The 24,541-nt window shown below is 47.9% G+C and carries 21 protein-coding genes; 10 read left to right on the top strand and 11 right to left on the bottom strand.

From position 1 onward, the window contains the following. Nucleotides 1-27: 27 nt before the first annotated feature. From Q1B47_RS02830 to Q1B47_RS02805, 6 genes are all read left to right on the top strand, one after another. Nucleotides 28-1,059, top strand: coding sequence for an efflux RND transporter periplasmic adaptor subunit (locus Q1B47_RS02830; RefSeq protein ID WP_299788291.1), 1,032 nt, complete (start codon nt 28-30; stop codon nt 1,057-1,059). Between the two features lie 4 nt (nt 1,060-1,063). Further along, nucleotides 1,064-4,321 carry an efflux RND transporter permease subunit gene (locus Q1B47_RS02825; protein WP_299788288.1) on the top strand — a complete coding sequence of 1,086 codons (3,258 nt, stop codon included), beginning with the start codon at nt 1,064-1,066 and terminating at the stop codon, nt 4,319-4,321. Nucleotides 4,322-4,401: 80 nt separating this feature from the next. Continuing rightward, a complete protein-coding gene (locus tag Q1B47_RS02820) occupies nt 4,402-4,620 on the top strand; it encodes a DUF2892 domain-containing protein (RefSeq protein ID WP_299788285.1) in 219 nt (72 codons plus the stop codon). Between the two features lie 158 nt (nt 4,621-4,778). Beyond that, nucleotides 4,779-5,126: a rhodanese-like domain-containing protein gene (locus tag Q1B47_RS02815; protein WP_299788282.1), complete on the top strand. Its 348-nt coding sequence runs from the start codon at nt 4,779-4,781 to the stop codon at nt 5,124-5,126. A 517-nt stretch (nt 5,127-5,643) separates the two neighbouring features. Continuing rightward, on the top strand, nt 5,644-8,064 hold the full coding sequence (locus Q1B47_RS02810; RefSeq protein ID WP_299788279.1) for a S8 family serine peptidase: 2,421 nt from the start codon (nt 5,644-5,646) through the stop codon (nt 8,062-8,064). A 139-nt stretch (nt 8,065-8,203) separates the two neighbouring features. Further along, nucleotides 8,204-8,551: a VF530 family protein gene (locus Q1B47_RS02805; protein ID WP_299788276.1), complete on the top strand. Its 348-nt coding sequence runs from the start codon at nt 8,204-8,206 to the stop codon at nt 8,549-8,551. Nucleotides 8,552-8,636: 85 nt separating this feature from the next. On the opposite strand, the gene Q1B47_RS02800 is transcribed toward Q1B47_RS02805, so the two are convergent. Further along, nucleotides 8,637-9,155, bottom strand: a complete 519-nt coding sequence (locus tag Q1B47_RS02800; RefSeq protein ID WP_299788273.1) for a malate synthase — start codon at nt 9,153-9,155, stop codon at nt 8,637-8,639. Between the two features lie 197 nt (nt 9,156-9,352). On the opposite strand from Q1B47_RS02800, the gene Q1B47_RS02795 reads away from it, so the two are divergent. Beyond that, on the top strand, nt 9,353-10,885 hold the full coding sequence (locus Q1B47_RS02795; protein WP_299788270.1) for a DUF3612 domain-containing protein: 1,533 nt from the start codon (nt 9,353-9,355) through the stop codon (nt 10,883-10,885). 65 nt (nt 10,886-10,950) lie between these two features. On the opposite strand, the gene Q1B47_RS02790 is transcribed toward Q1B47_RS02795, so the two are convergent. Beyond that, a complete protein-coding gene (locus tag Q1B47_RS02790) occupies nt 10,951-11,928 on the bottom strand; it encodes a zinc-dependent alcohol dehydrogenase family protein (protein ID WP_299788267.1) in 978 nt (325 codons plus the stop codon). A 143-nt stretch (nt 11,929-12,071) separates the two neighbouring features. Between Q1B47_RS02790 and Q1B47_RS02785 the strand changes: the two genes are divergently transcribed. Further along, the gene (locus tag Q1B47_RS02785) at nt 12,072-12,959 is read left to right on the top strand and encodes a LysR family transcriptional regulator (protein ID WP_299788263.1); all 888 of its coding nucleotides are present in this window, start codon (nt 12,072-12,074) and stop codon (nt 12,957-12,959) included. A 31-nt stretch (nt 12,960-12,990) separates the two neighbouring features. Here Q1B47_RS02785 and Q1B47_RS02780 read toward each other — a convergent pair whose 3' ends face one another. The 8 genes from Q1B47_RS02780 to Q1B47_RS02745 form a co-directional block, all read right to left on the bottom strand. Beyond that, a complete protein-coding gene (locus Q1B47_RS02780; protein WP_299788260.1) occupies nt 12,991-13,809 on the bottom strand; it encodes a hypothetical protein in 819 nt (272 codons plus the stop codon). Nucleotides 13,810-13,880: 71 nt separating this feature from the next. Continuing rightward, nucleotides 13,881-14,498 (bottom strand): GTP cyclohydrolase II, encoded by a 618-nt coding sequence (ribA, locus tag Q1B47_RS02775; RefSeq protein ID WP_299788257.1) that lies wholly within the window; start codon nt 14,496-14,498, stop codon nt 13,881-13,883. 300 nt (nt 14,499-14,798) lie between these two features. Beyond that, complete coding sequence (locus tag Q1B47_RS02770; RefSeq protein ID WP_299788254.1) at nt 14,799-15,155, bottom strand: YibL family ribosome-associated protein; 357 nt, start codon at nt 15,153-15,155, stop codon at nt 14,799-14,801. A gap of 109 nt (nt 15,156-15,264) precedes the next feature. Further along, nucleotides 15,265-15,738 (bottom strand): anaerobic ribonucleoside-triphosphate reductase-activating protein, encoded by a 474-nt coding sequence (nrdG, locus tag Q1B47_RS02765; protein WP_299788251.1) that lies wholly within the window; start codon nt 15,736-15,738, stop codon nt 15,265-15,267. A gap of 151 nt (nt 15,739-15,889) precedes the next feature. After that, nucleotides 15,890-18,007, bottom strand: coding sequence for an anaerobic ribonucleoside-triphosphate reductase (gene nrdD / locus Q1B47_RS02760; protein ID WP_299788248.1), 2,118 nt, complete (start codon nt 18,005-18,007; stop codon nt 15,890-15,892). A gap of 289 nt (nt 18,008-18,296) precedes the next feature. Next, a complete protein-coding gene (locus Q1B47_RS02755) occupies nt 18,297-18,953 on the bottom strand; it encodes a hypothetical protein (protein ID WP_299788245.1) in 657 nt (218 codons plus the stop codon). Between the two features lie 290 nt (nt 18,954-19,243). Continuing rightward, nucleotides 19,244-19,756 carry a hypothetical protein gene (locus Q1B47_RS02750; RefSeq protein ID WP_299788242.1) on the bottom strand — a complete coding sequence of 171 codons (513 nt, stop codon included), beginning with the start codon at nt 19,754-19,756 and terminating at the stop codon, nt 19,244-19,246. Nucleotides 19,757-20,163: 407 nt separating this feature from the next. Continuing rightward, nucleotides 20,164-20,616 carry a MarR family transcriptional regulator gene (locus Q1B47_RS02745; protein ID WP_299788239.1) on the bottom strand — a complete coding sequence of 151 codons (453 nt, stop codon included), beginning with the start codon at nt 20,614-20,616 and terminating at the stop codon, nt 20,164-20,166. 263 nt (nt 20,617-20,879) lie between these two features. Between Q1B47_RS02745 and Q1B47_RS02740 the strand changes: the two genes are divergently transcribed. Continuing rightward, on the top strand, nt 20,880-21,878 hold the full coding sequence (locus tag Q1B47_RS02740; RefSeq protein WP_299788236.1) for an NADP-dependent oxidoreductase: 999 nt from the start codon (nt 20,880-20,882) through the stop codon (nt 21,876-21,878). Between the two features lie 82 nt (nt 21,879-21,960). On the opposite strand, the gene rssA is transcribed toward Q1B47_RS02740, so the two are convergent. Continuing rightward, nucleotides 21,961-22,923 carry a patatin-like phospholipase RssA gene (rssA, locus tag Q1B47_RS02735; protein ID WP_299788234.1) on the bottom strand — a complete coding sequence of 321 codons (963 nt, stop codon included), beginning with the start codon at nt 22,921-22,923 and terminating at the stop codon, nt 21,961-21,963. Nucleotides 22,924-23,189: 266 nt separating this feature from the next. On the opposite strand from rssA, the gene Q1B47_RS02730 reads away from it, so the two are divergent. Then, the gene (locus Q1B47_RS02730; protein WP_299788231.1) at nt 23,190-24,530 is read left to right on the top strand and encodes a DEAD/DEAH box helicase; all 1,341 of its coding nucleotides are present in this window, start codon (nt 23,190-23,192) and stop codon (nt 24,528-24,530) included. Nucleotides 24,531-24,541 lie beyond the last annotated feature (11 nt).

Below are 24,541 nucleotides of genomic sequence, written 5' to 3'. Positions count from 1 at the left end.
CTTATGGACTTTTTTGGTGAACTTATTATGCATATTCAAAAGACTGGCTCTCTCTTCCCTGCACTTTTTATCTGTCTATCTATGGTAAGCACTCAACTGCATGCAACATCAATCGAGACATTAAGTGTCGTTGACAGCAAACAGACTAAGTGGATAGAGCTGGATTCAAAACTTGAAGCCGTCAAAGCCGCCACGGTATCGGCACAAACCTCCGGACGAATAATTAAACTCAATTACGATATAAATGATATCGTCGAAGAGGGTGCATCATTACTCGAAATTACCAGTAAAGAGCAGGGAGCCGGGCTTGCTGGAGCAGAAGCTGACTATGCCAAGGCGATGGCCCGTTATAATGAGGCGCAGCTACAGAGAAGCCGCTATGAGGCACTATTTCCAAAGGGAGCAATATCGCAAGGTGCGATGGATGAGGCGATAGCCAATGCCGAATCGGCTCAGGAAGCCGTTCGAGGCGCGAAGGCTCGCATCATTCAGGCCACCGAATCGCTAAAATATACGGTAGTCAATGCCCCATTCTCCGGAATTGTCACCAAAAGACATGTAGAACAGGGCGAAACGGTGAGTCCCGGCCAGCCACTTTTCTCTGGTTTCTCTATGTCACAGATGCGGGCCATCACTCATGTCCCCCAGCGCTATATCGCGGCATTGAAACAGCATCCTGAATTTATCGTCACACTCAGTGATGGACGTCAGTTTACCTCAGACTCCCTTACCATCTTCTCATTTGCCGACCCTCAGAGTCACAGTTATAAGGTGAGAATAGACCTACCCGAAAATGAACCCGGACTGATGCCGGGAATGTGGGCGAAAGCCAGGTTCAGTGCCGGTACACGCTCCAGTATGTTGATACCAAGCTCCGCCCTGCTGAAACAAAACGAGCTCAGTGCCGTATATCTCAAGCAGGGGGATGACTTTGTACTCAATCAAGTGAGGTTAGGCAGTTACCAGGGTAAAAATGTAGAGATCTTAGCGGGACTAAAGGCAGGCGATGTGATTGCCGGCGACGCATACCAGGCACTTAAGCATCAGAAGGCGGAATAAAGAGATGAATAATACGCAAAACACGACTCCGCCGGATTCGAATACAGCCCATTCAACCTTAGGCATATCGGGCAAGATAGCAGCCGCTTTTCAACTTAGCGCCATCACCCCCCTATTGGCATTACTTGGATTACTGCTGGGCTTATTCGCCGTCATAGTGACACCAAAAGAGGAGGAGCCCCAAATAGATGTGACCTTTGCCGATGTTTTCATCCCCTTCCCGGGAGCAACACCGGCGCAGGTTGAAAGCCTGGTCACACTTCCCGCCGAACAGGTGATATCAGAGATCAAGGGAATCGACACTCTGTACTCATTTTCACAGCCTGATGGTGCTCTCATCATCGCTATCTTTGAAGTGGGGATCCCACGTAATGAAGCCATTGTAAAACTCTATAACCAGATCTATTCAAATCTCGATAAGCTTCCTTCGGGTGCCGGGGTGGGTGAGCCTCTCATTAAACCTCGCGGCATAGATGATGTTCCTATTGTCAGCCTTACATTGTGGTCAAAAGAGGCGGTATCGGCAGAACAGTTGACCCATGTCGCTCATGGGCTGGAAACGGAGCTAAAGCGTATCCCCGGTACGCGTGAAGTATACACCTTAGGTTCACATGAACTCGTACTTAACGTTCGCATCGACCCGATTAAATTGAACTATTACGGTCTCACCTATGATGCGATTGCTCAGAGTTTGCGCTCAAACAATCATATCTCTATGCCCGCCTCTCTTGTACAGGGCAACCAGGAGATAAAGGTACAGGCTGGCCAATTTTTACAAACTGCAGATGATGTGAAACAGCTCGTCATCTCCGTTTACCAGGACAGCGATGGACAGAGCGCCCCTATCTACCTCAGTGATGTAGCCCAGATAACCCTAAAGGCCGACATTCCGCTAAAAAGCGTCTGGCACGGAGATAAAGATGATATCTACCCAGCCGTGACTCTGGCAATAGGAAAGCAACCGGGTGAAAATGCCGTCGATATTGCCGATCAAATTTTACAGCGTATCGAACGGGTTCAAAATATCTTAGTACCGGACAATGTCGAGGTAACGGTATCGAGAAACTATGGAGAAACAGCGGGAAACAAAGCCAATACCCTAATATTTAAGTTAATTTTTGCAACATCTGCAGTCGTACTCTTAGTCTTGTTGACGATGGGAACCCGAGAGGCCCTGGTCGTAGGTATAGCGATAATCATCACCTTAGCCACTACGCTGTTTGCCTCCTGGGCTTGGGGATTTACCCTCAACAGAATATCCCTGTTCGCCCTCATCTTCTCTATCGGTATTTTAGTCGACGATGCCATCGTGGTAGTCGAAAATATTCATCGGCACATGGCGATGGGCAAACAAACATTTAAAGAGTTGATTCCGGTGGCCGTGGACGAGGTGGGAAGTCCCACCATTTTGGCAACCTTTACCGTTATAGCCGCTTTGTTGCCAATGGCATTTGTATCCGGTCTGATGGGGCCCTATATGGCGCCAATTCCAATCAATGCAAGCATGGGGATGCTGATATCTCTGGCGGTAGCATTTATCATCACGCCATGGTTAAGCCGTAAGCTACTCAAACGTAATGTTCAGCCCGCTTCACCTGATACCACCACAGCAGAGCCTGTAAGTGAACAGCCTGAGCAGAGCAACATGATGTTAACACTGTTTACTAAACTTATTGGCCCCTTCGTACAGGGTAAACAGGCCCGTAAGGCGCGTATAGGTCTAGCCGGTGCCATATTTGTATTAATAGGTATCGCGACCGCGCTACCGATAGGACAGCTGGTTATCCTTAAAATGTTGCCGCTGGACAATAAATCGGAATTTCAGGTGATGGTGGATATGCCGGAAGGAACACCGGTTGAGCAGACACAGCGTGTTCTACAGGCTCTGGGCCGGCACCTGGCTACAGTCGAAGAGGTTGAAAACTATCAACTCTATGCCGGCACCAATGCGCCGATGAACTTCAACGGGTTAGTCAGACACTACTTCTTAAGAGAGTCTCAGGAGCTTGGCGATATTCAGGTAAACCTTTTGGACAAGAAACACAGAGAGAGAGACAGTCACAGTATCGCACAATCTGTTCGCGGCCCGCTGCAAGAGATAGGTAAACAGTTTAATGCCAATATCAAGGTGGTCGAAGTCCCACCCGGACCACCGGTCTGGTCACCTATTCTGGCCGAAGTCTATGGACCGAGCGAAGCCATTCGTGAAAAGGCGGCATACCAACTACAGGCACTGTTTCATGAAACCGACGATGTGGTAGATATCGACATCTTCCTGCCTGCTGCACAACAGAAATGGCAGGTTTTCATCGACAGGAGTAAAGCGAGTCTCCTGGGAGTCCCCTATTCAAATATAGTCGATCTTATTGCCACCTCTGTCGGTGGGAAGGATATGAGTTACCTGTTAAAAGAGCAGCAGAAGCAGCCAACGCCGATCCGTTTACAGCTAACCGAACCGGCCAAGGTAGATCTTGAACAGGTACTTAATCTGAAGCTACTGGGCAGCAACGGAAACTCAGTCCCGGTATCTGAGTTGGTGAATATCTCTAAGGGTAAGATAGACGCCCCTATCATTCACAAGAATATGATCCCTATGGTGATGGTTGTTGCCGATATGGCCGGAAAGTTAGACAGCCCCTTATACGGCATGTTTGAAATGGCAGCCCGGATAGATTCAGAAGACGGCTTAGGCTTCGAGCAGCACTACATAACTCAACCCTCCGGTCTGGACAGTATCGCAGTCCTGTGGGATGGCGAATGGAAAATTACCTACGAAACATTCAGGGATATGGGCATAGCCTACGGTGTAGGAATGATAGCTATCTATCTTTTGGTGGTCGGTCAATTCAGATCCTACACAGTGCCACTCATCATCATGGCCCCCATCCCGCTGACCGTTGTAGGTGTAATGCCCGGACACGCACTGTTAGGGGCGCATTTTACCGCTCCATCTATGATAGGAATGATAGCTCTTGCAGGGATAATCGTTAGAAACTCTATCTTACTGGTGGACTTTATCAACAAGGAAACCGCAGCCGGAGTCCCCTTCGAGCAGGCCGTGATCCACTCCGGCGCAGTCAGAGCAAAACCGATTATGTTGACGGCGCTCGCGGCCATGATTGGCGCCCTGTTTATTATCGACGACCCAATATTTAACGGGCTCGCTATCAGCCTGATCTTTGGCATCATGATCTCAACCTTACTGACTCTGGTTGTGATCCCCGTACTCTATTATGCAGTAATGAAGAACAAACTCGGCTAATACAATGCAAAGTAAAAAAACATCCAAACCAATAACTTAACTAAAAATAGCAGAAATCTATTCTGCCAAAGGAGAACACAATGTCTATAGAACGCATAATCATGGCTTTTGCAGGAATGATGGTTTTACTCTCAATAGTATTGACCACCTGGGTTCATGCTAACTTCATCTGGTTGACGGTATTCGTTGGCGTTAATCTATTCCAGAGCGCATTTACCGGATTCTGTCCTATCGCTATACTTATGAAAAGGCTAGGGGTAAAAACCGAGGCTGAATTGGCTGTTCCGGTGAAAAATTGATCTTTCTGATATGTAAGTGTTATCCAGCAAGAAAGGCAAGGATGAAAACAGAGTAAGAAAATAAAGATCACCAGCACAGATTAAAATAAAAAGTAATTGAAGGAAAAAGTGTGTTTAAACAAATATTAATGTCAAAGCAGCACCTACGAAGGTGTCTGATGATCTTGGTCACCCTACTCACTCTATCTACCAGCCAACTCGCTGTGGCCGCCGATAAAGATCCTAAAGTCGCCTGGGATATGATAGATGCCGGTGCTCTGATTGTGGATGTCCGAACTGCAGAGGAGTTCGCAGCAGGCCACCTTCCGAATGCGATTAATATCCCTTTCGAGATCATCGTATCGGCATTTAAAGAGAGAAAAATCGCTAAAGATAAGTCAGTCGTACTCTACTGCAGAAGCGGCCGACGAAGCGGTATCGCTTTCGACGCCTTAGTCGCTCAAGGCTATAGCAATAGCTACAACGGCGGTGGCTATGTGCCATTAATGAACTCACTCAAGAAGTAATATCAAGACGGCCTGCCGGACATCATGACTCGATGTCCGGCAGGCCAAACCTGAAGTCCCCCCTCTTTCAATAGTGACTATCCATTTCAGTCAACACTCCACTCAGAGCGACTCATTTCCGGTTTACTTATTACTTTTCAATCTAAGATATTACAAACAATAAAAACCACAGCTCTACCTTTTAATTCAAAGCCTTACACTTATAACGATAGAGGTCTACATCTCCAATCAGCCACTCTCTGCGAATACTATACAAAGCTCATTTCAATAACTTACCTCGCATAAACATGCGACTTAAAACCGGCCCCATGTACATAAAATGCGTTTTAAACGCAATATTTATGCATACGATTCTTCATTGAACCAGCGTAATCTCTCTCAGCTTGCGCAAATAACAACTTATTTACAAATGTTTCACACATGGATACATTCGCTGTTGAGTAACCGGTTTTTTATACGTTCGTCTAAAAAACCACCTAATAATAATGATTAATTCTAATTAACATGGAAGACAAACATGACAGTCAGACATTTTAAGAGTTCAGCACTGAGCTTGTCAGTTATAGCTATCGCTATCTCTGCCTCGGTTCATGCAGCTCCAACATTTACCCAAAGCATACAGTCACTGAAAAGTGACAGTAAGCAGTCATCACCACTGCCAAAGCGCTACATTGTCAAATTTAAAAACAGTGAGTCGAACAGTATTCAAACTGAAAGTAGTGAGATTGCCCCCCTCTCTTATGAACCGGCTCAAAGTGAAGTGCTATCTCAACATAAGGTGTTAAACAGCGTTTCGGCGAAAGAGATGAAACGCATAGGTCGCAGTAACAGCTACACGGTTAAACTGGATAAAGCAGGCATCGACGCACTAAAGAAGCGTGGTGATGTAGATTATGTAGAAGAGGATCAACAGCGCCGCTTCCTGAATGAGACCACTCCCTGGGGTCAAACCTATGTTGGTGCTACATCTTTGAGTGACTCCCAGGCCGGTAACCGTACCATCTGTATCATCGACTCAGGTTACGATCGCAGCCACAATGACTTAAGCGGTAACAATGTCACGGGAACGAATAACTCTGGAACAGGCAACTGGTTTGATCCCGGTAACAATAATGCTCACGGAACACATGTAGCCGGCACTATTGCCGCCATCGCTAACAATGAAGGTGTTGTCGGTGTCATGCCGAATCAGACAGCTAATATCCATGTCATTAAGGTATTCAATGAAGCAGGCTGGGGTTACTCCTCTTCGCTGGTTTCTGCTGTCGACACCTGCGTCGATAATGGCGCAAACGTGGTTACCATGAGTTTGGGTGGTAGTGGATCGAGCACCACGGAGAGAAACGCATTAACCGCTCATCAAGATAATGGTGTCTTACTTATTGCCGCCGCGGGTAATGACGGAAACAATACTCACAGCTACCCGGCCTCTTATGATGCCGTGATGTCGGTTGCGGCCGTCGATAGCAATAAAGATCATGCGGCGTTTTCTCAATACACTAACCAGGTAGAGATCTCGGGGCCCGGTGAAGCCATTCTCTCAACTGTGACTATGGGTGAGGGCCGCCTTGCCGATATCACCATAGGTGGTCAGTCCTATTTCGATAACGGTATCGTTCCCCATAACCGTTACATAAAATCGGGGACAAATCACGTCCCTACACCGGTATTTGGCAGCGTTAGCGGGGAGCTTGCCGAATGTGCCGTATCCGGCAGTACATTCAACTGCGACGACATGAACGGTAAAGTGTGTCTGGTCGAGCGCGTGGGTAATCAGGGTGCCGGCTATCCGGAGATTGATGCGGTAAGGGCCTGTAACAACGCGGGGGCAAGTGCCGTCATCGTCTATGGTAATACCGAACTGCCAGGCCTTCAAAACCCCTTCCTTGTAGATACCAACAATGAAGCCCCTATCGTATCGGTATCGGTTGACAGGACAACGGGTCAGGCATTTCAGTCTCAGCTAGGCTCTGTTGTCACCGTTGAAAACACCGCCAACGAAGATTACGAGTACTATAACGGCACCTCCATGGCCACGCCTCATGTATCGGGTGTTGCGACACTGGTATGGAGTCATCACACCGAATGTAGTGCAGCACAGATACGTGCGGCGCTGAACGCTACAGCCGAAGATCTGGATACTGTTGGCCGCGATGATAAGACAGGGTACGGCTTAATCGACGCCGTGGCTGCCGATGCCTATCTGGATGCATCCTGTGACGGACCTGTCGATCCCGGTACTGGTACAGGAACCGGTGGCGGTGAGTTACAAAATGGTGTAGCCAAAACTGACCTGACAGGTGCGAAGAACGATGAGCTGCACTTCTCTCTGGAGGTGCCGGCTGGTGCCACCGATCTAAGCTTTACCATGAGTGGTGGAAGCGGTGATGCGGATCTGTATGTTCAATACGGTGCGGCGCCGAGTACAAGCAGCTATGACTGTCGTCCATGGGAAACCGGTAACAGTGAATCTTGCCCTATAACTAACGCCGAATCAGGAGCTTACTATGTTATGGTTCAGGGTTATAGTGCATTTAGCGGCGTGAGTCTGGTGGCTAACTACACCGAATCTACTGGCGGAGAGACAGGTGGAGCGACGAGCTATAGCAACACTAACAGCTACTCTATCCCGGATAATAAGGCCGGCGGTGTATCCAGCCCGATATCGGTGAGCCGAACCGGTGATTCCGGGACGGTCTCTGTAACCGTTAATATTACCCACACCTATATCGGCGATCTGCAGGTAGAGCTTCACACACCAACGGGTGAAGTCGCTGTCTTGCACGATAACACGGGGAGCAGCACAGATAACATTAACCAAACCTACAGCGTAGATGCTACAGGCATCGAGTCTGCGGGAGAGTGGAAGTTAAAAGCGATAGACAGCGGCCGCCGCGACATAGGTACAATAGATTCCTGGGAGCTAAGCTTCCAGTAATCACCTATTAATCGGTAAACAGCAAATAAGAGGGCTCATGCCCTCTTTTTTTTACCCGAGTTTAACTCAAGCGACCTCCTGTTAATTCCATCCCATTAACTGATATAATTAACTCAATATCAATTGACGCAAAGAACTCATGACACAAGCAAACAACCCCCTTCACGGTATCAAGCTGGAAGATCTACTCACGGATCTGGTCGATCATTATGGCTGGGAAGAGCTTGGCTCCCGAATAGACATTCGTTGCTTTAATCATGATCCCAGCATCAAATCCAGTCTGAAGTTTCTGCGCAAGACTCAATGGGCGAGAGATAAGGTCGAGTACCTTTATCTGAAGATGAATAACCTCCCCTTACCTGCACGCAAGCCCAGAGATGACAACTATCAGACTCCCGCTCGCCGTAAGGGCTCTTCGACCAAGAGTTCATCCGCCGAGTCGACCGATAAAGGCTCAACAATCAATGCCGATATCTGGGGAAGGTAAATATAAGTAAAAAGGCTGAAAGTGATCACTTTCAGCCTTTTTTAATCGGTTCATGCCACGAGTCTGAGAAGTTTCGCGCCCTATTTTACGCCTCTTTCAGCAGATAGTCGGATCCATCTTTTGCTGTAAACATCTGATCCTGGAGCGAACCGTCGATCATACGCCTCGCGTCGACATTAAGCAGGCTAATCCAATACCTGTGACCCTCTATCTGAATATCTTCAATGTTTGCCTGATCGTGAGCGCCAATCTCACCACAGCGATCGAATGTCAACTCAACATGCGTGCCCTTATCTCTGAGCAAAATGGCCGAAGGCTCACTCTTAGGTCCATTTAAGGCGACAAATTGCTTAGGATCTTTCAGACCGGTATGGGTGCCGTCGCTGAAGAAGATCAATAGCTGCTGATAATAAACCAGATAACTACTGACATCCTTATGCGACCCCTTGGCTAATGGAAATGTACTGTCAAGAAACTGCTTAGCGTTGCTCATTGCCGTTTCGCTTTGTGAAATTTTGACACTCTCGACACTCACGACTTCAGCACTGATAAGGTCATTATAGTTTTGTTCACTTTGAATACTATCGATTGTTGAAATGTCCATAGCCTTATCCTCTTAACTCGCCTTTTAGTTAAATTTTCCATTATTTACAAAAGTATAGAGAAACATTTTGGATATCGTTATTTCATATATATCCCGATATTCCACATGAATACTCTTCTCCGATTGCTTAATTTGTAGTCTAGCGAATTTTTAACTACAATTTCACAATTAAAATTTTACACTGTGAATTTTACAAAATGCGCAATAACCAAAGCTTAATGAGAAAATCACATTTTCTGGGGACTAAGATAAGAAACCTGAGAAAACGTAATCATTTGACTATGGAAGATCTGTCCGCACGATGTGTTCGCGTCGATGCAGATTCGGCTCCGTCGGTCTCCTACCTCTCTATGATTGAGAGAGGGAAGCGGGTACCCAGCGCGGGCATGATGGCCGTTATTGCCGCAGTATTTCAAAAAGAGGTCGATTGGTTCTTAGACGATGTTCCCGAAGAGCAGGCCATAACACCGCAAAAAGGCAGGCGAGGCGGAATTAGCGGCATGGCTTTAGAGCCAAGCTTCCTGTTCTCGAAAGATATTTTGCAAATCGCTATTCCGGAAATGCTATCTCAAACCGGTATCACCGGTCGTCAATTTGCTCACCTGCTGATCCGTGCTCACCAGGAACACCATCAGAATCACTTTCCGGATCTCGAACGTGCAGCCGAAGAGATAGGCCAAAAGCGCATGCCACTTGCGGTTGAAGACCTGATGGATATCGCAAAAGGTTTGGGGCTTTCGATAAAATGGGTTAACGATACACCTCACGATGTTGTCGACGAGATGGGGGTCACCTCCAGTCAACTTGTTACCTCTTTCTTCGAGCCACCGTCAACCATCTATGTCAATGAACAACTCAGGACGACACCTATCAGACTCAAATACGATCTCGCCGTCCATATCGGCCACTGCGTGCTGCACAACAAAGATGGGCTGAAGTCTGTATTAACCACAGGTCGAAGCCAGATCAGTGCAGATGTCGATTCGGGGGTCCCCCAATCTTCTACCGTTAACGCACAAGATATTCTCCATGCCTGGCGTGACTTTGAATCAAGTTTCTTTGCCGGTGCCCTGCTCTGCCCTAAGGTGCCATTCAGGCAGCTACTGGATCGCCACGGTTATGAGATTGACGTACATAAACAGCTGGGTGTATCGGCTTCGGTTGCCATGCGCAGAATGACCGTCGTCTCTCCTTACCCTCATTGGCACTACTTCGATGCCTATGCGCCGGGTAAACTCAAAGCGGTATATCGAGGAAACGGCATACCACTGCCATGGGGCAACATGAGGCAGGTCCAGGATCCCTGTCAGCACTGGGCGGTATTTCGAATGATCAATGAGCCGACAACTGGCACATCGGCGCAGATCTCGATACTCAATGTCGAAAATGAACCCAGGATCTACTGCTGCGAGTCGATAAAAGTTGAGGATCTCGCCGGTAACAATCATGTACTTTGCGCCGGCATCGATCTCAACCCCGCCATCGAAGCACAGGGTGGTGATGCGCTTTCAATTGCATCGGATCTGAAGCAGGCCTGCGTGGCTCACGGCGGCTCGGCATCAATTCCAGGCACTATCAAGAATGAGTTGATGAGCGTGGCAAAGATCCTCAATATCAACTGGGTAGAGCGAGGCATAGATTCGGAAGCAAGAGTTATCTGCTCCAGAGGGGCCGTTTGCCCGCGCGAACCAAGCTGCTACCAATCGGGAAAGAGTCAATGTGAAGGGTAAGCTTGAGCCAATATTTCGTTAGCAGGTAAAGGAGAGTCCAATCGCCTGACTCTCCCTCATCCGCTTTAGGCCGTTAACGCAATTTTACCGACCGCTTCGCCTGACTCTAATCTGGCATGAGCTTTTGCAACCTCCCAGATGGTGAAATCAGAGTCATCCAGCAGCGGCTTAACGATACCCAGGTCGACCAGCTCGGCGATTTTGGTCAGGATCTCACCATGAGATCTTCTGTTTATCCCCTCAACCAGTGGGATCAGCATCAATACGCTGTGAAAACTCAAGCTCTTTAGTGCCACCTGTAATACATTTTCAATTGGCAGGGTCGTCGCCACGGCGCCATTAAACCGGGCCGCCTCGAAACTACGCTGAATATTGTCGCCGGCCACGGTATCGAAAACAGCGTCGAAACCTGCACCACCGGTATATTGATCGACATATTCCTTCACACTTTGCTCGGCCACGTTGACCAGATTATCCGCTCCTAACGTTGCGGCTACGGCCATATTCTTCGGCATAGAGGTTGCCGTCACATCGGCGCCAAAATATTTGGCTAACTGGATTGCGATATGACCCACTCCGCCGGTCGCCCCATGAATAAGTACATTGTCGCCGCTTTTTACAGCCAGCTTATGTTGCAATGCTTCCCATGCCGTAATGGAAACCAGAGGCAGAGCCGCCGCCTCTTTCATGGTCAAGCTTTTCGGCTTGTGTGCCATCAGCTCAGCATCTACCAGCATAAACTCGGCCAACGCACCATCGATACCCGCGATGCCTCCCGCACAACCATATACCTCATCACCGACCTTAAAACGGCTCACATCATCGGCAACTTCGGTCACTATGCCGGACACATCGCCATGCAAAATTTCAGGCAAATTAGCAGACCAGGGAGTATCGCTGGAGCGCAGCATGGTATCTAACGGATTAACACTGCTCGCCTTTACCTCCACCAGCATATGCCCGGCTTTCACTGCAGGTGTTGCCTTCTCGGCAAGTTCAAACTGCTCACTCGAACCCAGTTGTTTTATTATCATCGCTTTCATGTTTGTGCCCTCAAATAGTCAGTGGGGCTATTCTATTCATTGCACTTTGAACCAACCACAACCCGCAAAACAAACCTGCTTTGCCTTTTGAGCAAAAACACTCTAGGCTAGCTGCTGCGATGATCCAACAGAAGCATATCAATATGAGCATGATAACCAGACTGCACTACTTTAATTGTGTCGTCGAAAAGGGAAGTATCACTGAAGCCAGCCGGGTATTCGATGTGCAGCCCTCATCGATATCCCGTCAACTTATCGCGTTAGAGAAGGAGTTGGGAATAAGCCTGCTTAATCGCACCACACGCAACATAGGACTGACTGAGGCGGGGTTAACCTATTATCAGTATTCTCAACGAATCGTCTCAGAACTCGATGAAGCACACAGAGCGGTAAATGATCTGCAGCAAAATCCTAAAGGCTCCCTGAAAATCAGCATGACTGTCGGGTTCGGCGAAAGCTGCGTACTTCCTCTGATCCCTGCTTTTATTATGCAGTACCCCGATATAAAGATAGAGCTGGAACTCACCGAGCGTGTTATCGATCTGGTTGAGGAGAACGTGGATATTGCCATTCGAAGTGGTAGATTGCCGGACTCAAACCTTATCGCCCGAAAACTTGCTGACAACAACTTTTTGCTTTGCTCCAGCCCACAATACCAGGCCAAACATGGCAGCCCCTGTGGCCCCGAAGATTTAACCGATTTTGACTGTATCAGTTACGGCTATACAGGATGGCGAGACTGGTACCTGATGGATAACAAGGCCAGAAAACTATCGATTAAAGATGCTGTGACGGTAAACTCCGTCAATGGTCAGAAACAGCTACTGCTAAATCATGCAGGCCTTGCCTTGATGCCGCTATGGGCTGTCCGCGAAGAGCTTAAAAATGGCAGCCTAATCCACTTACTGGACCAACACATATTCAGCCCCTATGAAAGCTTGAGCTCAACCTATGCCCTATATTTAAACAGGGAGCTTATCTCTCCTAAGATAAGGGTTTTTCTGGATTATCTTAAAGACAATTTAGATTAACTAAGCGAAGCAAAACTTAATGTGTATCCCGTTAAATAGGAAACTCGAATATCAGGCGCCAGGCCTGAACCCCATCACCAGCCCTGACACTTAAACCCAACCTGTCTATCCCCATCCATTCCCAGAGAATGGGTTTCGAAAACGCCAGGGTCGCGCCAACCTCTAAACTATTGGAAACCAGCACATCTTCACCAAACGGGGTGGCAATTCTAAGCTTATCGAAGTACCAGTAGCCTACGGCAAACACACGAGGTTCGACATCGACATCCAGCCAGCTCCATCGCCAGTGAATATCGGTACCGATATCGAGCCCCGACTGCAGGGCCGAATAGGTCTCCTTCTGCTCACCATCGAAGCTTCTGTACCCCGCAAAATAGAGACGATTCACCCATCTGGGCCGCGTCTGCTTAAACTCCAGATCGAGCAGACTGGAGACACCGGCGGACATGATTGCCACATCGGTTCCCGTGGTAAAGTTCTTTCCATAGCCAAGATCGAAATAGCTTTGAAACTCATATCTGTCGGAGCTGCGTACCCGGTACTCTATCCCCGGGGTGAAAGTCATAGTCCCTACGCTGGAGGGCAGATCCCCCTCCGGCACATCGCTCCACTTAAAGTTGAAAAAACCAAGGAAGACCGGCGCTCGCAGCAACACAGTTTCGGTAGCATTATTTTTGAGCTCGAAGCTAAAGGGCAAGTTGACTACGGTCGCATTTTGCCCCGAGGTTCTATAGAGGCCACTGCCAAGATAGTTGGCAAAAGCGTAATGGGTAAAATCTTCTTCACCATAAACAAACGAGGAGAGGAAAAGGGTCAAGGCAATGATGCAACAAGCTTTTTTCAGAACCATAAATAGGATGTGGACTTTATAATTATGGTTCTGAATATAACGGGAGGTGATGGGAAAATCTACAGCAAAACTTACTCTTTCTCTTCAGCGGAGAAATGATATTCGGTCATCATATGCCCAAGCTCGGTCGACTTAGTCTTCAGATAACCTTCGTTATAACGGTTCTTTCCTACCTGAAGCGGTACCCGCTCGACGACTTCGATACCCAGCTCTTTCATCGCCTTAACTTTACGCGGGTTATTGGTCATCAGCTTGACCTGCTTGATACCGATCTTCTCCATCATAGGTAAAATCATATCGTATTTTCGCATATCGGCGGGAAAACCAAGTCTCTCGTTAGCCTCAACGGTGTTGGCACCGTCATCCTGCAGCTCATAGGCCCGGATCTTATTGAGCAAGCCGATGCCACGTCCCTCCTGGCGAAGGTAAAGGATAAAGCCCTGGCCGGCTTCGGCAATATTTTGCATCGCGGTTTGAAGCTGAAAACCACAATCACAACGTAAACTGAACAGGGCATCACCGGTTAAACATTCGGAGTGAATGCGACCTAAAATCGGGGTGTTTGCATCTAGCGTACCAAAGGTCAGCGCCACATGCTCTTTTCCTGTATCGGAATCTTCGAAACCATGCATGATAAATACGCCCCATGGTGTGGGCAGCTTTGAAGAAGCGATATACTTAATCGACATGAAATAACCTTAACGACTCTCTTTCCCTGAGACGACGACAATCCAGAAAATACAACGAGATCTATACCTACTGATGAAATGAACTCAACAACAACTATTTATTCTATCTCGAACTCAGGCGGAGTATTTTATGTGTTTTTACCTTTAAGTGAAATACCCCAGCAATTTAATCGGCTATTGATTCATCTTAAATGATAGTTGACTCACAACGCCAGCGTACGAAGGATACGCGTGGCGACAACAAAATAATTTGAAGTCGCTCACTATTGAATAATTGCGGTTGGGTAAATGACTCAGTAATTAAAATTCTTTTGGTGCAAAGCCTGTCACCTGAGTGATCCCCATCTCACGACCCAGGGCCGTCATAGGGTGAACCACTACCAAACCTCTCACCGACTTCTTCAGCTTACCCATGTCTGCCTGCTCAGCCTTTGTCAGAACACGGTTAAACTTCATGCTGGCAACACTGCCACCCTTCTTGCTCAGCTCACGGGTCTGCTGTGCCTTAACACTGGCGATTCGCTTAGTGACCTTGTTTATCTCTTGTTGAAATTGCAACATGACCCCTTTATCACCACGCTTTTCTGCTGCGGCTAATTTGCGACGAAACTGCTCTAGCTTGTCGCTAAGTCCATGAAGCTCTTCTTTTAAATTCATGCTCTTGCCTTAAAATAGTTCTATAAATGCAAAAACAGCTATGACAGCTGTTTTTTATAATTGCTTTAATCTGTTGGCCCATATTATAACAGCATCTTGCCCTGGACGGTTATCGCTTTTGTGTCAGATAGTGAATAACCTGATTACTGCTGCCGCGAAACAGTAAACCAGGATCGGCGAGATCCTGTTCAAACTTACCGTCGACCACAACGTCAATATACTCAATCACGGCTCGCTGAGCATCATCTAACTCGCCCAGCAGGTACCCGGTCCATAACCAGATATCTTTATCCGGGCATTCTGCCTTAACCCTTTTTACCAGAGTAAGAATCGAAGCCAGGTTTGCAGGGTGCAGCGGGTCGCCTCCGGAAAGGGACAGCCCCCTGCGTTTGATACGGGTATCTTTCAGATCGCTCAATACCCGATCTTGCATCGCCTGATCGAACTCGTGACCACTGCATGGTTTCCAGGTCGACTGATTATAGCAACCACGGCACTGATGCTCACAGCCGGAAACGAACAGACTAGCCCGGGTACCGGGTCCATTAATCACATCGACGGGGTAATATTGGTGGTAATTCATAGTGATACCTTGGGGTTTTAATCTTTGTACTGTCTAGAATTTCAACGCAGATGCCGAAGCGGTAACACAACACAAATTTCAAAAGTAAAAATGACGCAACAGACCAGGGTCAGTTGCGTCTTTAGAGGACGGGTCAATCAGGTGAAACAAATCAGAGGTGCTTCACTCGTCTTTTAACTTCCTCTTGCTTACCATGGTTAAATGGGCGGGCATCGGGACTTCCCAGGTAACCACAAACACGTCGCGTCACCGAAACCCGACTCGGCTCATGGTTGCCACACTTAGGGCAGGTAAAGCCTTTACTGGTACACTCGAACTCACCTGTGTAACCACAATCGTAACACTCATCGATTGGCGTGTTAGTTCCGTAATACGGCACACGACTGTAGCTATAATCCCAGACATCCTCTAATGCTTCGAGATTATTCTGCATGTTAGGGTACTCGCCATAACAGATAAACCCGCCGTTGGCCAAGGCCGGATAAGGCAATTCAAAATCAAGCTTATCGTACGGATTAACCGCTTTCTCAACATCCAGATGGAAGCTATTGGTGTAATAACCTTTCTGGGTAACACCTTCCACGACACCGAAGATCTTAGTATCCAGCTTACAGAAACGGCTACAGAGGTTTTCACTCGGCGTGCTGTAGAGGCTGAAACCATAGCCGGACTCCTCTTTCCACTTCACCGTCGCTGCTTTCATATACTCGACCAGAGCGATCGCTTTTTCGCGCAAGACTTCGCAGTCATAAAGGTGCTTATCGGTACCATATAGGGCATTAATGGTTTCATGTAAACCGATATAGCCCAAGGAGATAGAAGCACGCCCATTTTTGAAGATCGTCGAGATATCATCATCGGCACGCAAGCGGACACCACAGGCACCTTCCATATAAAGAATCGGCGCCACTCTGGCTTTTACGCCTTCTAAACGTTCAATACGGGTGTCTAAGGCTTTACGGGCAATGAGCAGACGTTGGTCTAGTATGCGGTAAAACTCAGCCTCATCGCCATTGGCCTCGAGCGCTACACGGGGCAGGTTAAGACTCACCACACCTAAGTTGTTACGTCCTTCATGGATCAGCTCCCCCTCTTCCTCGTAAGTTCCGAGGAAACTACGACAACCCATAGGTGTCTTGAATGAACCGGTAACCTTCTCTACCTGCTCGTAGTTAAGGATATCAGGGTACATCCGGGTGCTGGCGCACTTAAGGGCCAGACGTTTGATATCATAGTTACAATCGCCATCTTTATGGTTGATACCGTCGCGAATCGCGAAGACCAACTTAGGGAATACCGCAGTCTTACGGTTCTTGCCTAAACCTGCGATACGTACCTTCATCATTGATTCTTGGATCAGACGAGATTCCCAGGATGTTCCCAAGCCAAAACCGAAGGTCACAAAAGGCGTCTGGCCATTTGCCGTGTGCAAGGTGTTCACTTCATATTCCAGTGACTGGAAGGCATCGTGACACTCTTTCTCTGTCTGAGTGATCGCAAATGCCTTGGCATCTGTGATACCCCAGGTCAATGCGACCTGATAGTGTTTGTCATAGCTCTTTGCTACGAACGGTGCTAACACCTCATCGATACGGTTTATCGTGGTACCACCATAGATATGGCTGGCCACCTGGGCGATGATCTGCGCGGTCACCGCGGTCGCAGTCGAGATAGACTTTGGCGTCTCGATCTCGGCGTTGCCCATCTTAAAGCCATTGGTCAACATGCCGGCAAGATCGATCAACATACAGTTGAACATAGGGAAAAATGGCGCGTAATCCAGATCATGATAATGGATCTCGCCGGACTCATGGGCCGCAACCACGTCCTTGGGCAGTATGTGGCGCGTAGCATAATGCTTGGCAACAATGCCGGCCAGCAGATCACGTTGAGTCGGGATCACTTTCGAATCTTTATTGGCATTCTCGTTGAGCAGGGCGGCATTACTCTGTTCGACCAGGCCACGAATCTCCTGATTCAAACGACTGCTGGTTTCACGGTGCAGATCTCTGTCATGTCGATACTCAATATACACACGAGCGAGGGATTTATAGGGCCCCTCCATCAGCTGATTTTCGACGACATCCTGAAGGTGATGGATATCAACTTCAGGCATATCTGCAACGCTCTGCGCCACTTTTTTAGCTACCTGAGCAGCATAGTCATTATCATCAATACCTGCCGAGTTTGCTGCAGCCGAGACAGCGTCTCTAATCCTTGTTTCGTCAAAAGGCGTGCGGTAACCATCCCGCTTTATAACCACTGGCATTGTTTAATATCTCCTCAAGTGACGCCGAATTTAACACCATATATAGTGTATGTATGGCCATTCAGCACAATATGTTGCGTATTAAGCTACAAACATCACAGGAGAACATTGATCTCGATCATATAATTTTGGATGTGAGAAAAGAACAAAAAATTAGTGCCTATGAGGCCACTTATCTCTGATTTTGCCCTTGACCCTGACACAAAAGAGGGCTAGATGAAGGATAAGATTGGTAAAAATTGTGGATAAAAATTACTTATTCTTTTCAAAGAGGAAGATAGATACAGAGTTATGCTTTCCCCAACGCAAGATAGCTGCTGAGTTGGCCACTGGCCTGTTGATTTTCTCCCATCGAGGCGGCCAACTGCATGACAGATTTTAACCCCTGCCACTGCTCACGGGAACTCTGGCTTAGCTCAACATCTCCCCTGAGATACACATTCAGTTGAGCAGACACTCTCGATGCTTTTTGGCTGATCTCAGCGCTTTGAGCATTCCCCATCCCATCGATGACACTCTCGGCATCATCAAGCAATTTTATCAGCACAGTTTCTGTACCGGATTCGGCGCCCTCCCCCTTTTCATCCTGAGCGGCTTGCAACTCACTGCGCTGCTCCCTGATAAATGACTTAAGATCTTCGGGCTTAGTGTCAGGATCAGGAATATCGAAACCACCCTGAGATAATCGTGTCAGTTGCGAATCATTCAAGATGCCATCCTGATACAGACGCTGAACCAGTCGGGGAATATCCTGAGTAGAAAAACTTCCGTCACTAAAGAAATCTTTAGCCATACTCTCAATTTTTTGTGCACGTTGCGCTCGGGGAGATAGAGAGACCGACTCATCCTTGATCCCATCTTTCGATGCAGCTGTTCGCGGCGACTGAGACTGACTTAAGGTGACCTTATCACTGCTCTTACCGGCCTCAGTCTGTTGACTGTTCACTCCATACGCATCTGCAATACTGGTGGAAGTTGATAGCTGACTAGCAGTGTTAGTAATTGGATTCATTGTCAAAAAGTCGGCGTAAAAGAACTGATGTCATGAATAAGCACAAATCATGCCGAAACAGTAAATATTCAAGCTGTTAGCCATTATTATTTAAGCTAAGAGGAAAGGAGCAGGAGGCTATAAGCAGAAATGCAGCAAATTGTCGAAGGTGAGGTGGGCGTTTCTATCGCTGAATGCACCATACTTTGCGAAACAGCGATAGCATATAGGTGCACTATAGCGTGCTAGCCATGGCTCGCAGAGGTACGTTTAGAGCCTTCCTGGACACAGGCTTTAAAGTTTCCCATAGAGATCTCTTTGGCATGTAACTCCAGGCCACCGGCATTCTTGTAAGTGGTATAATCTTTATTTGGCATCTCGTTAGAAACATACCAATCATTTGCATCGACATTATCGGCACATGAGCCTTTAAACGTTAAGGTCCATGTATTCCTCAAAAAACACCTTTTGGCCGTTTGTATGTAGGTATCCTCGATCTTGACTGTGTCCCCTTTAGACCCATATATCTGGGTAACGGTAACCTCTGTAGTGGGTCCATCGATCCCTCCCTTATGTTTATTGATAAACAGGTTCCAATTTCCCTGAAGCTTACTATTTTCAAGAATAAAGCTGTCACACTTAGTTATCCCGTAGTCATGGAACGCCCCGAGCAAAATTTGATCATCATCGGCAATGGCAAAATTGCTTAACAGCACAGTGCTCATTAACGTACTTTTTAAAATTGTTTTAATGGTCATCAGTTTTTCCTTAAATGATGTGATGAGTAAAACCTATTGTTCAAAGCGGGAGGGATAAACAAACTAAAGATCTATAACCGCTGGCCCATAACAACCATATAGAATATCCCTTTCGATAACAGGGAGAGAAACTTACACTGTTTACATTTTGTTAACAACATATAACTGCGTTACCTGAACGTATGTGAGCAAAAAACGTCCGTAATGCCAAAGCGAAGAGAGTTTTTGATAATTGTTGCACAAGCAAGATTGATAGTTCGAAAACAAAACAAGGTTGAAGTTGAAGCTTAGGCCACGTCACAGAGGTCAATATCTTGTAGAAATTAACCTCTCATCAAGTTAGCGCAGAGGGTTTCAGCCAGAAATACGGGCATTCAAATTTCTGGATCAGGAGCTCGAAATCACTTTTAGTTTCTGGTGAGGTCTTCGGTCAGCGTCAAACACATATCACGCAGAGAGGAGATGTCGGACTCTGTCAGCGTCACCTTATTTAACAACACCTCTTTCAACGCCAATGCCTGGTGCTTCAGCTCAACCCCGGCTCGGGTGGCTTCGATCACTTTCTTACGTTCATCCTTCACATCGACACTACGGCTGAGTAGACCTTTACCCTCTAACCTTTTAACGATGGGAGTCAAGGTACCCGGATCGAGACGCGTCGCTTGGGATAATGCGGTTAAACTTGCCCCGTTATTCAACCAAAGTGCCTGCATCACCAGATACTGAGGATAGGTTAAGTCACACTCTTCCAAAAGAGGCCTGTACGCCCGCACCAATGCATTTGTCGCCGTATAGAGGGCGAAACAGACACTATCGGACAGGCAGCTTACCTGTAACTCATCCTCCGAACAGTTTTTCATTTGAGTTTGCTTCTCTGAATTCTCAGCCACTGACTTACACCTTTTTTATCACCAAAATCTTATCAGGCTGCTCAGCCTGAGCACCATTGTACTGCAAATCTATTCCAAACCACTCCAAAACGTTTACCTAAACATCCCCGCTTGTCCAAAACCACCATCTTCAGTTCTCAACCAAATTACTTTGCGCGCAAAATATTTGTCATCCCCCCTCTTTCAGTGTAGAATTTACCACAATTAATTAGCGCGCAAACTAAAGGAGCGTTATGGAAGCTCAACAGATACTTTTAGATTCTCGTCCCGAGGGCATGCCCACTCAGGCAAACTTTAAGCTTGCTACAACACCATTGGCAGAGATTAACCATGGTGAGTTTCTAGTAAAAAACTTATGGATGTCGGTCGACCCGTACATGCGCGGTCGAATGATAGACAGAAAAAGCTATATCGCCCCGTTTGCTACGGGTGAGGTTCTCGAAGGTGGAGCGATAGGTGAAGTGATCGAATCCCTTAATCCTGACTTTCCTGTCGGTAGCAAAGTCAGCAGCATGCTGGGCTGGCGAAGCCACTACGTCACCGATGGCAGCGAACATACTCGCCTGCCGGACACGCCCTTGAGTGAGTCCCACTTCCTGGGTGTTTTAGGCATGCCGGGCATGACGGCCTGGACGGGCCTGAATCGAATTGCCAAACTGCAAGAGGGAGAAACCCTGTTTGTCTCTGCCGCATCAGGTGCTGTCGGCAGTGTGGCCTGCCAGCTGGGTAAGCTGATGGGAGCTAAGGTTATCGCATCCGTAGGTTCTGATGACAAGGTGCAGCATCTGTTATCCCTGGGCGTCGATGGGGTAATCAATTACAAAAGATCACAAGATTTGAGTGCGGCATTAAAATCCGCTGCGCCACAGGGAATCGATGTCTATTTTGAAAATGTCGGCGCCGAGCACCTGTCTGCGGCACTCGATAATATGAATGACCATGGCAGAATTGCCGTGTGTGGCATGATATCTCAATACAATGATACGACCCCGACACCGGGGCCGGCTAACCTCGCCATGATCATCATAAAGAAGTTAAAAATCGAAGGCTTTATCGTATTCGAACATTGGGACCATTACCCCGAGTTTGCCAAACAGATGGGACAGTGGCTGGCAACGGGCGCGGTGAAAGCGGAGCAGACGATCTACGAAGGACTCGAACAGGCGCCAAACGCATTTATCGGCTTATTCGAAGGGAGAAATCGCGGCAAGATGGTGGTTAGGCTCGCTTAATCAGATGCGTGAGCATGTTTACTGTCGGATACAGGGGCCTTGCAGCCCCCTTTATCGCTCGTTTAAATCACACCCGACTGGTTCAGTTCCGCTCATACAGCTTAATATCGTGACGTGTCCCAAGTACTGCCTCAATCTGGTGCTTAGCCCGAAGCACGGCCTGCTCCCCGGCGATAATCGCCTCCTCGGCGCGGTGAAACTCCATCGTACCTATGTCGCCAACATCAGGCACCAGACAGATATCCGGCGGATCCCCCATCAGACGCGCCCGCTTATGACGCTGCTCCAGTATATCCATCGACTGAGACATCACCGCCAGCATGCTGGGATCGGAGGAGTTCCCGATGGAAAACTTATCGGTTAAGCTGGCGACATAATCCCGCCCTCGTGCCAGCAGATCCATAAAACCGGTATCCTGATGTGCCTGAGCTTTCGCCTCCTCTTCCACCGAAGGCGTATTACTTGCCATATCCACAGGCAGAACTTGAAGCCGCTCCCTGCTCTGCCCGTTAAGATCGACGGCAATCACCACATCGACGCCCATCGCCCGACTCACAGATACAGGAACAGGATTAACCACGGCACCGTCGACAAGCCAGCGCTCCCTGACTTTCACCGGAGGTAAGATCCCCGGCATTGAGCACGATGCACGAATGGCGTGGCGAAGGTCTCCCTCCCTGAACCAGATCTCCTGCCCCGAGTAGAGATCCGTTGCGACAGCGATCAGCGGTCGCTGCAACTCCTCAACCTGCAGGTCTCCAATTCGGTTCTGAATAACATCGAACACCTTTTCCCCGCCGATAAGGCCACCCTTGCGCCAGCTGAGATCCATTAAACTCAAAACATCCCAACTGGAGAAGCCTCTAACCCACTCCTCGAGCTCATCTAGTTGCTCGTTCGCGTAGGCCGCTCCAACAAGCGCGCCTATCGAGCACCCCGAAACTTTATCCGGCTCGATTCCCATATCGGCGAGCCCCTTGAGTACTCCGATATGTGCCCAACCCTTTGCGGCGCCGCTACCTAACGCAATACCAATTGTTGCCATAATACATCTCCCCGCAAAACAAAATTGTAGGATAGAAAACAAGCTGGATTCATCTTATCTGTTATTTATCAAGGATTCACTAATAGATTATAGCGCAGCAGACATACCGTACTGATAGCTGACGGCACCACCTCCCGACACGCTGACAGCGATATTAAGGAGTATCCGGGATCGCAACAGCTTTAAAATGAATCTGGCTTTCTCTATGGCTGAACCGCTACGAGTTAGGTTATAATGGTCAGTCGAATCAATTTTGGAGTACACCTTTGCAATTTACCGATTTTTCACTGGATGCGCGTCTGTTAAAGAGTTTGGATCATATGGGTATCGAAAAGCCTACCGAGATCCAGGAGCAGGCGATACCAGTAGGCCTGTCAGGCAAAGATCTGATGGCATCATCAAAAACAGGCTCAGGTAAAACTCTGGCGTTTTTGTTACCGGCAATGCAGAGGATTATTTCCACAAAGGCGTTAAGCAAACGAGATCCCAGGGTATTGATATTATTGCCGACCCGCGAACTCGCTAACCAGGTATACAGTCAGTTACGCTTGCTGGTCGCCAACACGCAATATAAAGCGATCAAAATCTTAGGCGGTGAAAACTTTAACGATCAGGCGAAGTCACTGTCCAGAGATCCCCACTTCGTCGTGGCGACACCGGGAAGGCTTGCAGATCACCTGGCCCAACACCATCTACACCTTAATGGCCTCGAACTGTTAATTCTGGATGAAGCGGACCGCATGCTCGATCTGGGCTTTGTCGATCAACTTAAAGCGATTAATGCCGCCGCCGACCATAAGCGCCGTCAAACATTGATGTTCTCGGCAACACTGGATCATAGTGATATAAATGAGATCGCTGCCGAGTTATTAAAGGAGCCGGTGCATGTCTCTGTAGGTGCAGGCAATATAGAAAACCTGGATATCACCCAAAGAATTTACCTCAGTGATCACCTGGATCATAAAGAGGCATTGCTGAGCCATATCCTGAAGAATGAGACCAATAAACAGGTCATCATCTTTACAGCCACCCGTCAGGATACCGACAGGTTGGCGGGCAAGTTGGCCGAAGCCGGATTTAATACAGCATCACTGAGTGGCGACCTGAAGCAGAATGCCCGTAACCAGATAATGGATCAGTTCGCCAGGGGGCTACAGGATATTCTGGTGACCACAGATGTGGCTTCCCGTGGCCTGGATCTGCTCAACGTATCCTTGGTTATCAACTTCGATATGCCTAAATTTGCCGAAGAGTATGTGCATAGGATCGGCCGCACAGGCCGGGCCGGGGCCAAGGGGGACGCAATCTCTCTGGTTGGACCGAAAGATTGGGCCAACTTCCAGCAGGTACAGCAATTCCTTCGCAAAACATTTGAGTTCAGCGTGATCGATGGCCTGGAAGCCAAATTCAGCGGCCTGAAAGATAAGCCTAAGGCGAAGAGAAAACCAAAGGCAAATGCCAAGAGTGCAGCGGCGAAGGCGGCCAAGAGTAAAGCCAAGGCTAAATCGAAAGCAAAACAAGATAAGCGCTTTATCACCGGCATAGATGTGGGTGATGCCCCTATGCTAAGAAAGCCGAAGTCTAAACTTCAGGAAACGCCTGAATAAACAGTTTTATG

Source organism: uncultured Shewanella sp., assembly GCF_947501225.1.
Lineage (GTDB): Bacteria > Pseudomonadota > Gammaproteobacteria > Enterobacterales > Shewanellaceae > Shewanella.
This window is presented reverse-complemented; position numbering and strand designations above follow the sequence as displayed.